Raw genomic sequence first — 14,877 nt, 5'->3', positions numbered from 1 at the left:
TAGGTGAGGTGTAAGTATGGTGAAATTAGAAACTAGAGATAATCAATTTATTTTAAATGGAGAGCCTATTCAGATAATATCTGGAGCAATACATTATTTTAGGGTTGTTCCTGAATATTGGGAAGACCGGTTACTAAAGTTGAAAGCATGCGGCTTTAATACTGTAGAGACCTATGTACCATGGAATCTTCATGAACCAGAAGAAGGTCAGTTCAATTTTGAAGGATTTGCCAACTTAACTCGGTTTCTTACAATTGCAAATAACTTAGGTTTATATGCCATTGTAAGACCTAGTCCTTACATATGTGCAGAATGGGAATTTGGTGGATTACCTTATTGGTTGTTAGAGGATGATAATATGCGTTTGCGTTGTACATATGAACCTTATTTGGAGAAAGTCCGTAACTATTTTGATGTACTGCTTCCCATGTTAAAGCCATATTTGTCTACGAACGGTGGGGCGATTATTGCAATGCAAATTGAAAATGAATATGGAAGTTACGGAAACGATACAAACTACTTACAAGAAATGAAAACAATATATGAGCAACACGATATCGATGTTTTATTATTTACATCTGATGGTCCTGAAGATTCAATGCTTCAAGGTGGTATGATTCAAGGAGTACTAGAAACAGTTAATTTTGGTTCTAATGCAGAAAGAGCTTTTAACCAATTAAAAAAATACCAGCCCAACGGTCCGTTAATGTGTATGGAGTTTTGGAACGGTTGGTTTGATCATTGGTTTGAGGAGCATCACGAAAGGAATCCAAAAGAGGTAGCTAATGAGTTTGAAACTATGTTGCAGCAAGGTGCATCGGTCAATTTTTACATGTTCCATGGTGGTACGAATTTTGGTTTTTATAATGGTGCAAATCACATTGAAAATTATGAGCCAACTGTTACGAGCTATGATTATGATGCTCCATTAAATGAATATGGAGAACCAACAGAAAAGTACTTCCTCATTAGAGATGTAATTCAGACTCACTTTGGAAAGGTGCCAGAAGAATTACCTGAACAAATGGAGAGAAAAGCATTTGGTTCAGTACAATTAAAACAACGTACTAATTTGCTGGATTCACTTGATAAATTGAGTGAGCGTAATCATTCATATGATATAAAAAACATGGAGAAAATGGGGCAGGATTACGGATTTATTTTATATGAAACTAAAATTGCAGGACCAAGAGATAATGGTAAATTATTTTTACAAGATGTACATGATCGAGCTTTAGTTTATGTGGATGAGAAGTATATCGGTACAATTGAGCGATGGAGTGACAATAAGTATATTGAATTATCTATTCCAGAAAATGGAGTAAAGCTTTCGATTCTGGTTGAAAATATGGGCAGGATCAACTATGGACCTTTACTAAAGGATAGAAAAGGAATTACAGAAGGTGTTCGATTTGAGAATCAGTTTTTGTATGATTGGAACATTTATCGGCTGAAAATGGATGATTTATCACGATTGGATTTTATGGACATTAAACCAGATGAAGCGTCTCCACAGAGTACACCTGCTTTTTATCAAGGTCATATTACTATTGAAGAACCTGCCGATACAATAATTCATCTTAATGGATGGATAAAAGGTGTAGTATTCGTAAATGGATTTAATTTAGGCCGCTATTGGGAAGTTGGTCCACAGAAATCATTATATCTCCCTGGACCTTTATTAAAAAAAGGTGAAAATCAGTTTATAATCTTTGAACAACATGGAACGAAAAATAGAGAAATCTGGTTAAAGAAAGATAGTTAAGAGGATATTAATAGATTTTGAACGGGATTATCATACTCGGCTGTTTAAAAGCAGTCGGGTTTTTTAGTATGGAGGAAAACTAGCACAAAAGAAAATCCGTCATACTCTTAAACAACATGAATACATGTAATATCTAACTTATGCTCCTGGCTGCTTTTTTAGTGGTCAGGGGTGTTGTAGCTTGTTTGATCATCTTCTAACTATGTTTGCTTCACAAGCGTGCCCTTTACTAGAGTAAGTTATAAAACTTTCATGTTTTTTGGGAATTACAGATTGTATTATTTTTGAAATTCTTGAAAAGCAGAACTACAAAATTATTAAAAGAAAAAATTAGTCCTTCTTGAATGAACGCACCGATCGTTTAAGTGATCTTATTCATAAAATGTACATTTCGATTGTAGTATGACAATTATGTTATTTATATATAATGTATAACCCTGTCCTAAATTTAGGACAGGGTTAACGTAAAGAAGTTAACTCTGCATTATTTGAATAAGGTTGCCGCATGTATCGTCGAAGACAGCTATTGTGACTTCGCCCATTTTTGTCGGTTTCATAGTAAACGTCACGCCTTTTTCCATTAATCGCTCGTACTCTTTTCGAATATCTGCAACGCCAAACATTGTTACTGGGATGCCATCGGCAAATAACTTCTTTTGATACTCTTTGGCGGCTGGATGAGCATTGGGTTCGAGCAAAAGCTCAGTACCGTCTTGATCATCGGGAGAAACAAGCGTTATCCACCTAAATTCCCCCGAGGGAACGTCATGCTTTTTTACAAATCCCAGAATTTCTGTATAAAATTCCAAAGCCTTGTCTTGATCTTGAACGAATATACTGGTAACAATGATTTTCATAATGATTTTGCCTCCTCTAATATTTGCGACGTATGGTGCTCTGCTACAATCTGGCTTCAAGCAGAAAAACCATATATTCGTCAAAAGTTTTTTATAAAATTACTCTACCCATCCTTTCAGCAAGTTTTTAAGTGGATCGTTATTGAACATAAGTACTCGATATTTACCCTTTCGTTTTGATTTTACAAGCCCTGCATCTTCCAATACAGAAAGATGTTTAGCTATCGCCTGTCGCGAAATAGTAAGGTCGTGCTTCATAATAAGACGTGCCGTAAGTTCATACAATGTTAGCTCGTTGCGTTCGGATAGTTCGTCTAATATAAGCCGCCGAGTAGAGTCGGCAAGTGCTTTGAATATAGTATCTTTGTCCCAATTCATGTATCTATTATATGCAACCATTAGGTTGCTTGTCAACAAAAACAATTGTGTAGTTGCGTAATAAAAATAAGAGATATTCGATGAGGAGAAGTGTAGCCTGCCAATAAGGGGGATAACCAATGATTGACGAATAAAATCTTAATAGAATCATATGTTATTTAATACTACCTTGAATGATATTTTACTGTAGTAGTTAACAAAAAATGATAGGAGGAATACCTAGATGGGCATGGGATTTACAAAGGCAATTCAGTTGATCACAGAATGGATTGCTAGATTGTTTTTCGCCAATATTATTTGGCTACTTTTCAATTTACCTGTGATCTTGTTCAGTGTTAATGTAACCTTTGCAAATAATAGACAAGAGGTTACTAGTATCATCGTTTTATTGCTTCTTATTGCACCTTTTATTACCTTTCCCGCTACTAGTGCTTTATTTGCTGTAGTAAGAAAGTGGGCAAGGGATGATATCACTATTCCTGTGTTCAAATCTTATTTAAAATACTATAAGGAAAATTATAAAGCCAGCATAGTGGCTGGGTTTATCATCGAATTCTTTTGGATTATATACGCAGCTGATTACTACTATCTCACCACAAAGATTAGCGCCTCTTTAGCACTGTTTCTTATCATCCTTGGAGTCATATTTCTGATGATCACACTCTTTTTTATTTGCTCACTTGTTCATTACGAATTAACCATAAAAAAATTGCTGAAAAACTCTATCATTATGGTCCTAACCAATCCATTTTTAACTGTATCTATAGGTGTCTTTAACCTATCTATTATGTATATAAGCTTTCGATATGCACCATACTTGCTCCTGTTTTTTTTAGTATCTTCTATTGCCTTTGTCACTTTCAGTAGTTTTTATAAAATTTATAGAAAAGTGGAATTAATCAAAAATTGATCAATATAAATGGAAATATAACCATTAAAAATTTTGGTTGTTTTTTTATCACTGTTTAGAAATCGATTTCCAAAAAATACAAACGAAAAAACTAAACAACGCAGAAATGCTTGCTTCTCATTTTCCAGTTGTAGATATTGAATAATTCAAGTATATCCCTTATATATCAAGGTTTGGTAGTTGGGAAATGATCATAATACTTGCTCGGATATATTCAAAATGAAGAGGTAAGCTTCTTTATATTTTAAAATATATGAGTTTTTGGAAATCGTTTCATTACTTAACAAAGGAGAGATTATAAGATGAGTGAATTTAACCGAGAAGAAATATTGGAATTGTACAAAGATTTACGAGTGACAGATGTGCGTGACGGGATGGACTGGGTAGGTCTACACGGCTATGGCACCGTGGATCATAGTATTCGCCCGTTATTTCGGACGAAAGTAGTAGGTATTGCAAGGACAGCGCGGTATGTACCTTTTGAAGGACCTGTTCCTAATGTAACTGGGGACGAATATACGAAGTGGGTGAAGTGGTATTACGGGGAAGTTTGTACAGATGAATGGGCGAATGACATTGAAGAAGGGGATTTTATTGTCATGGATGTAGCAGGTGTAGATGTAGGGATATTAGGCTCAAATAATACCTTAGATCACCTGCATAAAGGAGTAAGAGGATACCTAACTAATGGTGGAGGTATTCGCGACACAGACGAAGTGATCATGCAAAAGATTCCAGTATGGTCAAAGTTTGTCTCACAGGGGATGGATCAAGCGAGAATTCGATATTATGAGAAGGATATTCCAGTTGCGATCGGAGGGGTAGCCATCTATCCCAATGATGTAGTGGTAGCGGATGGCGACGGAGTGGTAGTTGTACCAAGTAAGTACGCCAAGGATGTTGCGAAATATGCACACCAAGAGTTAACAGGCGATAAAGCAGGACGAAAAAGATTATATGAAAAATTGGGTTGGGAGTTGGATGATACTGTTAAGTAATCCGCAATTCGTTTCCTTTTAAACTGTAGCAGACAAAAGAGGTGAAGGAAGGTTGGAGAATTTAGGATTTAGAATTTTAAAAAGAGAATCAAAGGTTAGTCCAACAGTGATCAAAAAGTTTGAAAATGTAGTTACACCACATGTGAGCGATAACATGAATAGGATGTTTGCTGGTGGACCAGTACTGAAGCCTTTTTACAAAAGTGGAAAGCTCCTAGGGGCAGCACTAACAGTAAAAACAAGACCAGGAGATAATTTAATGGTTCACAAAGCAATTGATATAGCTGAACCTGGTGATGTGTTAGTTGTGGATGCTGGTGGTGATACAACAAATGCGATTGTTGGAGAAATAATGTTGGAATTATCGAAGAAAAAAGAGATTAAAGGTTTTGTTATAAATGGAGCAATTCGAGACTCAGCAGCATTTCTGAATGGCGATTTCCCGGTTTATGCCAAAGGTGTGACACATAGAGGGCCATACAAAGATGGACCTGGAGAAATAAATGTCCCTGTATCGATAGATGGCATGGTGATCCATTCGGGTGATTTGATATTAGGTGATGAAGATGGAGTTGTTTCCATTCCGCAAGCATTAACGGAAGACGTACTAGAACAAGTTAAAATACAAGAAAAAAAAGAATTAGAAACATTTCAAGCTATAGAAAATGACCGTGTAGATCGAACTTGGGTAGATGCAGCTTTGAAAAATAAAGGGTGTGAATGGAGATGACCTCCTCCAATAAATATAGCTACAAAAAGTTGCAAGATTTTTGCTCCACTGTATTTGTCAAAGCAGGAGTTATGAAGGAACAAGCAGATATTGTAGCTGCATCGCTAGTTCAAGCTGATTTGCGTGGTGTAGATTCTCACGGTGTAGTTCGAACAGCTATTTATTTGAAAAGAGTAGAACAAAAAATGATTAACCCTGCTGCAGATATTCATATCGAAAAGGAAAATGAATCTACCGCTTTAATCGATGGAGGCAATCATTTTGGGGCTGTAGTAGGAGATAAGGCACTTAAGTTAGCTATGGAAAAGGCAAAAACAACTGGCGTTGGAATGGTAGGAGTAAAAAACTCTAATCATTTTGGAACAGGAGCTTATTATGCTTTAGAAGCCTTAAAGCAAGATTTAGGAACAATCATTATGTCAAATGCATCGCAGACCATGCCGCCAACGGGAGGTGTGCGACCTTTTATCGGGACGAATCCGTTAGCTGTTGGCATTCCCTGCGGTGCATATCAGCCATTCCTATTAGATATGGCTACAAGTGTTGTGGCAAGAGGGAAAATTATCGTTGCCGCACAAAAGGGGGAAAGCATTCCTCAAGGATGGGCGATTGATAAAAATGGAAAGCCAACCACAAATGCAGAGGAAGCACTAGAAGGTTCTGTTTTACCATTAGGCGGGACAAAAGGTTATGGCATCTCCATGTTTATCGACATCTTATCAGGTGTACTGACTGGCGCTGGCTTCGGTAAGTATGTTCATAATATGTATGAAGATTGGGAGAAGCCCCAGAACGTAGGCCACTTTTTTATAACGTTTGACATTAATAAGTTTATCGATATTCAAGAATTCAAAAATAGAATGGATTTATATATCAGTGATGTTAAAGGAGAGCCAAGGGGAGAAGATGTCGACGAAATCTTAATTCCTGGAGAGATTGAAAGTAGAATCTCAGAACAAAGGAAAAAGAATGGCATCATTTTACCATTAAAAGTGGAAAATGAATTGACAGAAATAGGCTTGAAATATGGCTTATCGCTAAAAGATGCCCTAATGAAAAAAGTTTGTAAAGAAAGTGAAGGTGTGTAGCAATGCTTGTCAGTGAAGAATTTCGTTATGAAATGCCTACTAAGATCGAATTCGGCGTTGGTAAGATTGATAATCTAGCCAAATATGTGGATGAGGTAAATGGCAATAAAGTGCTTATTGTAGGCGATCCAGGTGTATTAAAAGCAGGCATTATCGAAAAGATCGAGATGCCGCTAAAGAAGGCAGAGGTACTATATCACACATTTAGTGATATTGGAACAGAAGCAACGATAGAATCTGTAGATCAAGCTTATCAGCTGGCAGAAGAAAATCAATGCGATGTAGTGATAGGAGTAGGCGGTGGAAGCTCACTTGATGTGGCTAAATCGGTGGGACTTTTACTTGGAAATGGCGGAGATATTCGCGATTATGTTGGTTTGGATAAAGTACCTTCACAAGCGAAACCAGTTATAGCGATTCCAACCACTGCAGGAACTGGTAGTGAGATTACGAGATTTTCGGTTTTATCAGATAAGAAGGCAAAAGCAAAATTAAGTGTTGGCAGTATGTTTAATTGTCCCACTATTGCACTAGTTGATCCAGCACTAACCATTACGTTACCTCCTCATATTACAGCTGCAACAGGTATGGATGCACTAACACATGCGTTAGAATCTTTCGTCAATAAAGAAACGCAACCAATATCAGAAGCCTTATCAATAGAAGCTATGAAACTGATTTCCAGAAGTTTAAGGCTGGCTGTTGTGCAAGGTGAAAACTTGCAGGCGAGAAAAGACATGTTATTGGCCAGTACAATGGCGGCTATGGCATTTAATACAACGCGGCTAGGTTTAGCACACTCTTTAGCTATTCCGCTTGGTGCTAAATTCAATATTCCGCATGGAGTAGTAAATGCGATATTGTTACCGGAAGTGATGCAGTTTAACTTGATTGGTAATACTCAAAAATTCATTGAAATTGCGAAAATATTCGGAGAGAAAGTAGATGGACTGTCTGACTTGGAAGCTGCTGAAAAAGCAGTAGCTGCTATCAGGAAATTCAATGAAGATATTGGGATAAAACAAAATTTGGCTGACTTTAACGTAACAGAAGAAGATCTCGAAGAAGTGGCGAAAGAAGCTATGTTATCCGGCAATACTGCGATCAACCCTGTTAAACCAACTATAGAAGACTTTAAGGATATTTGTAGAGCCGTGATGGATTAAGTAAGGAGTGAAAAGTGTCATGAATAATGGAGAAAAAATGTTACAGTTTCTCGAAAATCACCAACCTCATTCGTACGGAAATTATATTAATGGACAGTGGGTAAACAGTGTAAGTGACAAAACCTATACCATTTATAATGCTGCCAATCATAAACAAGCTTTAGCTCATTTCCCTAAATCAACTCCTGAAGACGTGGAACAAGCGGTATTAGCAGCAAAGGACGCATTTGAAACATGGTCCGTATTACCAGGTCCGGAACGTGGTGCTATTTTATATAAAGTAGCTGACTTATTAGAAGAAAATATCGAAGAACTTGCTTTTATAGTATCGGCAGAGCAAGGGAAAGTATTTAAGGAATCGATGGGGGAAGTATTGCGTGCTGCCAAAGAAACGCGCTTTTGTGCAGGAGAAGCATTTCGAATCGAAGGAAAGACTCTCCCTGCAGAAAGAAAAAATGTCTGGAATTCTACTGCAAGAAAACCTATTGGTGTGATCGCGGAGATCGCCCCTTGGAATTTCCCGATGGTTACCCCAATAAGAAAGATAGCACCTGCATTAGCATATGGATGTACCGTTGTTTATAAGCCTGCAACAGCTACGCCATGGACTTCTGCTAGAATCATGGAGTTACTTACGGAAGGAGGTGTACCAGATGGTGTGGTCAATCTAATTGTTGGCAGTGGGTCAACTGTTGGCGATTCACTCGTCGCTCATCCGGATGTAAAAGGGATTAGTTTTACTGGTTCTACTGATTTAGGACTACGAATTAATGAAATAGCTTCTAAAAGATTTGCCAAGACACAACTAGAATTAGGCGGGAAAAACCCTGCTGTTGTCCTAGACTATGCCAACGTAAACCAAGTAGCCAATCAAATTATCAGTGCAGCTTGCACTTGTAGTGGGCAACGTTGCACGTCGATCAGCAGAGTGATTGTATTAAGAGATAAAAAAGAGGAGCTAGTTAAAGCGTTAATCAATGAATTAGAAAAGATAAAAATTGGCCCTGCTTGGGACGACGATGCCAATATGGGTCCACTCGTAAATAAGGGACATTTGGACAGTGTTCAAAACTATATCGAAATAGGTGTGCAAGAAGGAGCAAACCTTCTTTATGGAGGAGAGTTATTAGATGATGATCAGTATAATCATGGTGCTTACATGAAGCCAGCACTACTGGATCATGTAAAACCCTCTATGAGAATAGCGAAAGAAGAAATATTTGGTCCTGTCATTACCATCACAGAGGTAGCCAGTATTGAAGAAGCGTTATCTGTTGCAAATGATGTAGAGTACGGGTTGGCAGCATCTGTATTCACGAGTGATCTTTCTGTTGCCCATCAGTGCGCAGAAAAAATCGAAGCAGGAATGGTTCATATCAATCACGGAACGGCAAGTGCAGCACACTTACCATTTGGTGGTACAAAAAGTTCAGGGTTTGGTGCATTCTCTATTGGGAGTTCCAATATCGAATTTTTCACAGAATTAAAAACCGTATATGTTGAGTATTAAACCCTATCATTATGCACGTTAAGAAAAGGGGGAGCTCTGCATGAAACCGAAAATTTATGTGACGAGAAAAATCGAAGATAGCGTCAAAGAAAAGTTAGAAAATTACTGTGAAGTTACGATGTGGGAGAAAGAAGATGTACCTGTTCCCAAAGAGGTATTAATCGAAGAAGTGAGAAAGGTAGAAGGCCTTTATTGTTTACTCACCGAAACCATTGATAAAGAAGTAATAGAGTCGGCACCTGATCTAAAGGTGATTAGTAATATGGCTGTTGGCTTTAACAATATAGATATTGAAGAGGCTAAGAAACATAACATTATTGTCACCAACACCCCTGAAATATTGACAGAAACGACTGCTGATTTAACTTTTGCTTTGTTAATGGCCACTGCGCGCCGTATTGTCGAAGCTGTTGATTATATAAAGAGTAATCAATGGGTAACTTGGTCACCAATGCAATTAACAGGAAGAGATGTACATGGAGCAACATTAGGAATTATCGGAATGGGCCGAATTGGATCTGCTTTAGCTAGAAGAGCAAAAGGGTTTAATATGAACATCATTTACCATAATCGCAATCGGTCTCTAGAACAGGAAAGAGAACTAGATGTTCAATATGTAGAGTTTGAAGAATTACTGAAAACTTCAGATTTTATCTGTGTGATGGTTCCGTATAGTGAAGAAACGAAAAACCTGATTTCAGAAAGAGAATTTCGTTTAATGAAAGATACCTCGATTTTAGTTAATACATCAAGAGGTGGAATTGTAGACGAAGATGCTCTTTATATGGCGTTAACAAATCAACAAATAGGGGCAGCTGGTCTGGATGTTTTTGAAGAAGAGCCAATAAACAAGTCAAATCGATTTGTTTCGTTACCTAATGTGATCAGTTTACCGCATATAGGCAGTGCAAGTATAGATACACGCTTGAAAATGGAGGAAGTCGCAGCGGAAAATCTTTTAAGAGTATTGCAGAATAATCCTCCTATATATAGAGTTGTCTAGGATTTATAGTGTTTGTTAGTGTAACGATTTCCAAGAACAGTTTGGGAGATGAAGTTTCAATATTGCTCTCTTCTAAAACAGAGAGAGTGATTTAATATATAGAGTCTTATTAAGAGCAGGTTTTTGGAAAACGATTTAGTACCACTAATATAAAAGGAGCGGATAAAAGATGAGTGAATTTAACCGAGAAGAAATATTGGAATTGTACAAAGATTTACGAGTGACAGATGTACGTGACGGGATGGACTGGGTAGGTCTACACGGCTATGGCACCGTGGATCATAGTATTCGCCCGTTATTTCGGACGAAAGTAGTAGGTATTGCAAGGACAGCGCGATATGTACCTTTTGAAGGACCTGTTCCTAATGTAACTGGGGACGAATATACGAAGTGGGTGAAGTGGTATTACGGGGAAGTTTGTACAGATGAATGGGCGAATGACATTGAAGAAGGGGATTTTATTGTCATGGATGTAGCAGGTGTAGATGTAGGGATATTAGGCTCAAATAATACCTTAGATCACCTGCATAAAGGAGTGAGAGGATACCTAACTAATGGAGGAGGTATTCGCGACACAGACGAAGTGATTATGCAGAAGATTCCCGTATGGTCTAAGTTTGTCTCACAAGGGATGGACCAAGCGAGAATCCGGTATTATGAGAAGGATATTCCAGTTGCGATCGGAGGAGTAGCCATTTATCCCAATGATGTAGTGGTAGCGGATGGCGACGGAGTAGTAGTGGTACCAAGTAAGTACGCCAAGGATGTAGCCAAATATGCACACCAAGAGTTAACAGGCGATAAAGCAGGACGAAAAAGATTATATGAAAAATTGGGTTGGGATTTAGACGATACCGTTCAGTAATCATCAATTAGAGGTTGTTCAAAAAAGTCACCAAATGATAAGCGGCGAATCTCTTTGTTGGCTTGTTTCTCCGTTGCTCACGTATCTAAATGCATACGTTCCGCTACTCGAAACTTCGCCGCCTCGACCTTCTTGCTTCTCATTGGGCAACTTTTTGAACACGCACTATTAAGTGTAAATTGTTTTGAATGTGGGGGTAATAATCATGAAAAAAGTAGGATTTATAGGTTTAGGAGCAATGGGATTACCGATGGCGCAGAATGTACTAAAACAAGGATTTGAACTAAATGCTATGCAACATAGGAATCCAGATCCTATCAGAGTACTAGAAACTCAAGGTGCACAGGTTTGTTCTAGTGTAGAAGAAGTTATAAGGAATAGCGACGTGGTTATTTCGATTCTTCCAACAGACAAAGAAATGAATGAAGTACTACTCTCAGAAGATGTCATAGATACATTCCAAAAGAATGCTATTTTAATAGAAATGACCTCGGGATCCCCCGATGCCATCAAAAATCTCCATAGGGTTTACCAAGAACAGGGGATACGTGTATTAGATGCGCCTGTTAGTGGAGGAACAGTTGGTGCAGAAAAAGGGGCATTAACGGTGATGGCAGGAGGTGATCAATCCACATTAAATGATGTAGAAGATGTCATAAATGCAATGGCGCAGAATGTGTATTTAGTTGGTGAGGTTGGTGCAGGTAATGCGATTAAAGCTATCAATCAAATGCTAGCAGGCATTCATATGATTGCCACTTCCGAAGCTATTAGTTTAGCAAATGAATTAGAAGTCGATACGAACATATTGAAGGAAGTAATTGGGAACAGTTCTGGTGCATCGTGGATGTTGATGAATAAACTTGATTCGATTGTAGATGAACAATTTGAACCTGGTTTTAAGTTACCTTTAATGAAAAAAGACGTACAGATTGCTGTAGATGAAGGTAGAGCCTCCGTACTACCGTTAGCATCTCTGGCATTACAATTATATAAATCAGCCGAAAAAGAAAATAGTGAACTAGACTTCGCTGCAATTAGCAAAAGCATTATTAGATAGACTTCCATAAGTGGGGTATGTATCCCCACTGATAAATTGTTCATCTAATTCCATCCTGTTCAGGAGGAAGGAGGTGATGGATAAAACCTGGCATTATATTTAGTTTTTATAACTGTTGTTCTGTTAATGGACATTAATGAAAAAAGGGGAGATAAAACAATGAAGAGAAATTTATTGTTGTTATCAATGATAGCGCTTGCCTTCTTGTTACTGATAGGTTGTTCGAGTAATGAAGATGCAGGGGAAACGAATGAAGGTGAATCCAATGATAATAGCTCAGAAAATGCAAGTGAAAATGATGCTGACGAGCAAATTGAGATAAGCTTTTCTTGGTGGGGAGATACTGGGCGTCATGAAAAATATAATGAAATTGTTGATTTATTCGAAGAAGAGTATCCAAATATTAAAGTTGACAGACAATTTGGAGGCTGGGAGGATTATTGGGATCGATTAACTACGCAGGTTTCAGGTGGAAATGCTCCTGATGTTGTCAGTATGCATCAATTTTACGTATCAGACTATGCTCGACGAGGTGCGTTGCATGTTATGAATGATATGGTGGATAGCGGAGAACTAGATTTATCAGATTTTCCTGATGCAGCGCTAAATAGTGGTAAAGTTGGAGAAGAAATTGTCATGGTTGCCAAAGGTATTACCATGCCGGGATATGTGTATAATACAGCAGTCTTTGATGATCTAGGGGTTGATTATCCTGGATATGATTGGACTTGGGATGATTTTGTCGATAAAGCATATGAAATAAAAGAAGCAATGGGAGAAGATGGTTGGGCTTTCGAAGATGGAAGTGGTGGGCAGCTACAACCTAGGTTTAGATACTTTGCACGTCAAAGTGGTCAGGATGTTTTTACCGATGATGGAAAACTTGGATTTGATGAACAAGTATTAACAGATTGGTGGACGATGTGGGATAACATGAGGCAAGATGACGTCATTCCTGATGCGTCTACCAGCAATGAGTATGAAGGTTTACCATTAGAAGCAAATATGTTTGCAACGAAAAAAGTAGCGATACTTGGATTACCGGCAAACCAAATGTATTTATATGAAGAACAAATGGGTGAAGGTGAAATTAACATTGTGCGCCATCCTCATATTGAAGGTGGTCCTAATGGTGAATATATCGAAGGTGCCTATCTTAGTATTACAGAAGCTTCCCCTCATAAAGAAGCAGCAGCAAAATTCATTGAATTTTTTGTAAGTAATGAAAAATCAGTCAAAATATTCAAAACGGAACAAGGGCCTCCGGCAGGTACAGAGGCTTCTAACTTAGTGATGGAAGACCTTACACCACCTGAGCAAAGGGCAGTGGAACATATTCAAAATACGGTTGAATTGTCAGAACCTGCACCGTATGCGCCAGAAGGTATAAATGAAGTAGAAACGCTTTTTGCTGACAATGCTGAAGCAATTGCATTTGGCCAAAAGTCGGTAGAACAGGCTGTAACAGACTTTATGAGTGAGGCAAGAAGTATACTGGGTGAATAATTCCAGTTGAAATAGATAAAAATCAGATTCAATGAGGACAAAAGGAAGAATACATTTCAACAACCTTAATTGAATCTGATTCCTTTATATCATATGTGAATAGAAAGAAATTCTAACTAGAATTTTGAAATAAGGAGTATCCACTATGGGAAAATTTAAATTATTTTGGAAAGATAATGGGATAGGTTATCTGTTTTTAACTCCTTGGTTAATCGGTATATTAACACTAACTGCCATTCCAATGGGGGCATCGCTTTACTTTTCATTCACAAGTTACGATATGTTTAATGCTCCCACTTGGATTGGTTTTGATAATTACACGTCTCTTTTCTCGGATCCAAAGTGGCTGCAAAGTGTTAAAGTAACGGTAATTTATGTGTTTTTTGGTGTCCCTTTACAGTTGGCATTCGCCTTATTCATAGCGGTTCTTTTAAATAAAGGAATCGGTGGATTGAGAGTGTATCGAGCCGTTTACTATGTTCCATCCTTATTTGGTGGCAGTGTAGCTATTGCGATTCTTTGGCGGCAAATTTTTGGAGGTAATGGTTTAGTTAATAATATTTTAGGCAAGTTCGGAATCGACGGGATAAATTGGATATCAACTCCGAGTACTGCACTTTACACATTGATTATATTAATGGTTTGGCAATTCGGAGCATCCATGGTGATATTTCTAGCAGGTCTAAAACAAGTACCTATAGAACTTTATGAGTCTGCTAAGATCGACGGCGCAGGACCAATGAAGCAATTCTTTAAGATAACACTACCTTTGATCACTCCTGTCGTCTTCTTTAACTTAGTGATGGGGATCATTGGAGCATTCCAGGCATTTACTCCTGCGTATATTGTTAGCGGTGGAACAGGTGGTCCACTAAATTCAACCTTATTTTATACGTTGTATCTTTACCAAAAAGGGTTTACCCAGTTTGCAATGGGATATGCGTCGGCTATGGCGTGGGTTTTATTAATTGTAATTGCCATTGCTACTGCCATCGTTTTTGCTACATCTAAAAAGTGGGTATATTACCAAGGATAGAGGTG

Annotated in this window: 14 protein-coding genes; 12 read left to right on the top strand and 2 right to left on the bottom strand. The window is 38.0% G+C overall.

The window, feature by feature from the left end:
- Positions 1-16 precede the first annotated feature (16 nt).
- Entirely contained in the window at positions 17-1,765 is a 1,749-nt protein-coding gene (locus GI584_RS19610; protein ID WP_153792300.1) for a glycoside hydrolase family 35 protein, read from the top strand.
- Positions 1,766-2,238: 473 nt separating this feature from the next.
- On the opposite strand, the gene GI584_RS19605 is transcribed toward GI584_RS19610, so the two are convergent.
- Positions 2,239-2,622, bottom strand: coding sequence for a VOC family protein (locus GI584_RS19605; protein WP_153792299.1), 384 nt, complete (start codon positions 2,620-2,622; stop codon positions 2,239-2,241).
- Between the two features lie 99 nt (positions 2,623-2,721).
- Positions 2,722-3,000 carry an ArsR/SmtB family transcription factor gene (locus tag GI584_RS19600; RefSeq protein WP_100359139.1) on the bottom strand — a complete coding sequence of 93 codons (279 nt, stop codon included), beginning with the start codon at positions 2,998-3,000 and terminating at the stop codon, positions 2,722-2,724.
- Positions 3,001-3,223: 223 nt separating this feature from the next.
- Between GI584_RS19600 and GI584_RS19595 the strand changes: the two genes are divergently transcribed.
- The 11 genes from GI584_RS19595 (at position 3,224) to GI584_RS19545 (ending at position 14,872) form a co-directional block, all read left to right on the top strand.
- Complete coding sequence (locus GI584_RS19595) at positions 3,224-3,910, top strand: YesL family protein (RefSeq protein ID WP_153792298.1); 687 nt, start codon at positions 3,224-3,226, stop codon at positions 3,908-3,910.
- 302 nt (positions 3,911-4,212) lie between these two features.
- On the top strand, positions 4,213-4,908 hold the full coding sequence (locus GI584_RS19590; protein WP_153792297.1) for an RraA family protein: 696 nt from the start codon (positions 4,213-4,215) through the stop codon (positions 4,906-4,908).
- A gap of 52 nt (positions 4,909-4,960) precedes the next feature.
- Positions 4,961-5,638 carry an RraA family protein gene (locus GI584_RS19585; protein ID WP_100359142.1) on the top strand — a complete coding sequence of 226 codons (678 nt, stop codon included), beginning with the start codon at positions 4,961-4,963 and terminating at the stop codon, positions 5,636-5,638.
- Positions 5,629-6,726, top strand: a complete 1,098-nt coding sequence (locus tag GI584_RS19580; protein WP_325063412.1) for an Ldh family oxidoreductase — start codon at positions 5,629-5,631, stop codon at positions 6,724-6,726. Before GI584_RS19585 ends, GI584_RS19580 begins: the two co-directional genes overlap by 10 nt.
- A gap of 2 nt (positions 6,727-6,728) precedes the next feature.
- Complete coding sequence (locus GI584_RS19575) at positions 6,729-7,892, top strand: iron-containing alcohol dehydrogenase (RefSeq protein ID WP_153792296.1); 1,164 nt, start codon at positions 6,729-6,731, stop codon at positions 7,890-7,892.
- A 19-nt stretch (positions 7,893-7,911) separates the two neighbouring features.
- Positions 7,912-9,402, top strand: coding sequence for an aldehyde dehydrogenase family protein (locus GI584_RS19570; protein WP_153792295.1), 1,491 nt, complete (start codon positions 7,912-7,914; stop codon positions 9,400-9,402).
- A 40-nt stretch (positions 9,403-9,442) separates the two neighbouring features.
- Positions 9,443-10,405 (top strand): 2-hydroxyacid dehydrogenase, encoded by a 963-nt coding sequence (locus GI584_RS19565; protein WP_100359146.1) that lies wholly within the window; start codon positions 9,443-9,445, stop codon positions 10,403-10,405.
- 169 nt (positions 10,406-10,574) lie between these two features.
- Positions 10,575-11,270 carry an RraA family protein gene (locus GI584_RS19560; protein ID WP_100359147.1) on the top strand — a complete coding sequence of 232 codons (696 nt, stop codon included), beginning with the start codon at positions 10,575-10,577 and terminating at the stop codon, positions 11,268-11,270.
- A 205-nt stretch (positions 11,271-11,475) separates the two neighbouring features.
- Complete coding sequence (locus GI584_RS19555) at positions 11,476-12,330, top strand: NAD(P)-dependent oxidoreductase (protein WP_100359148.1); 855 nt, start codon at positions 11,476-11,478, stop codon at positions 12,328-12,330.
- A 159-nt stretch (positions 12,331-12,489) separates the two neighbouring features.
- Positions 12,490-13,836 carry an ABC transporter substrate-binding protein gene (locus GI584_RS19550; RefSeq protein ID WP_153792294.1) on the top strand — a complete coding sequence of 449 codons (1,347 nt, stop codon included), beginning with the start codon at positions 12,490-12,492 and terminating at the stop codon, positions 13,834-13,836.
- Positions 13,837-13,981: 145 nt separating this feature from the next.
- The gene (locus GI584_RS19545) at positions 13,982-14,872 is read left to right on the top strand and encodes a carbohydrate ABC transporter permease (RefSeq protein ID WP_153792293.1); all 891 of its coding nucleotides are present in this window, start codon (positions 13,982-13,984) and stop codon (positions 14,870-14,872) included.
- The last annotated feature ends 5 nt before the right edge of the window (positions 14,873-14,877 follow it).

The sequence above is a fragment of the Gracilibacillus salitolerans genome, assembly GCF_009650095.1.
GTDB classification, from domain to species: domain Bacteria; phylum Bacillota; class Bacilli; order Bacillales; family Amphibacillaceae; genus Gracilibacillus; species Gracilibacillus salitolerans.
Note: the sequence above shows the minus strand (reverse complement) of the source record. Positions and strands in the feature narration are given on the sequence as shown.

Excerpts from the sequence above, each read along its gene's own strand:
- GI584_RS19610 (WP_153792300.1), top strand. The coding sequence starts at position 17 with ATGGTGAAATTAGAAACTAGAGATAATCAATTTATTTTAAATGGAGAG.
- GI584_RS19605 (WP_153792299.1), bottom strand. The coding sequence starts at position 2,622 with ATGAAAATCATTGTTACCAGTATATTCGTTCAAGATCAAGACAAGGCT.
- GI584_RS19600 (WP_100359139.1), bottom strand. The coding sequence starts at position 3,000 with ATGAATTGGGACAAAGATACTATATTCAAAGCACTTGCCGACTCTACT.
- GI584_RS19595 (WP_153792298.1), top strand. The coding sequence starts at position 3,224 with ATGGGCATGGGATTTACAAAGGCAATTCAGTTGATCACAGAATGGATT.
- GI584_RS19590 (WP_153792297.1), top strand. The coding sequence starts at position 4,213 with ATGAGTGAATTTAACCGAGAAGAAATATTGGAATTGTACAAAGATTTA.
- GI584_RS19580 (WP_325063412.1), top strand. The coding sequence starts at position 5,629 with ATGGAGATGACCTCCTCCAATAAATATAGCTACAAAAAGTTGCAAGAT.
- GI584_RS19575 (WP_153792296.1), top strand. The coding sequence starts at position 6,729 with ATGCTTGTCAGTGAAGAATTTCGTTATGAAATGCCTACTAAGATCGAA.
- GI584_RS19570 (WP_153792295.1), top strand. The coding sequence starts at position 7,912 with ATGAATAATGGAGAAAAAATGTTACAGTTTCTCGAAAATCACCAACCT.
- GI584_RS19565 (WP_100359146.1), top strand. The coding sequence starts at position 9,443 with ATGAAACCGAAAATTTATGTGACGAGAAAAATCGAAGATAGCGTCAAA.
- GI584_RS19560 (WP_100359147.1), top strand. The coding sequence starts at position 10,575 with ATGAGTGAATTTAACCGAGAAGAAATATTGGAATTGTACAAAGATTTA.
- GI584_RS19555 (WP_100359148.1), top strand. The coding sequence starts at position 11,476 with ATGAAAAAAGTAGGATTTATAGGTTTAGGAGCAATGGGATTACCGATG.
- GI584_RS19550 (WP_153792294.1), top strand. The coding sequence starts at position 12,490 with ATGAAGAGAAATTTATTGTTGTTATCAATGATAGCGCTTGCCTTCTTG.
- GI584_RS19545 (WP_153792293.1), top strand. The coding sequence starts at position 13,982 with ATGGGAAAATTTAAATTATTTTGGAAAGATAATGGGATAGGTTATCTG.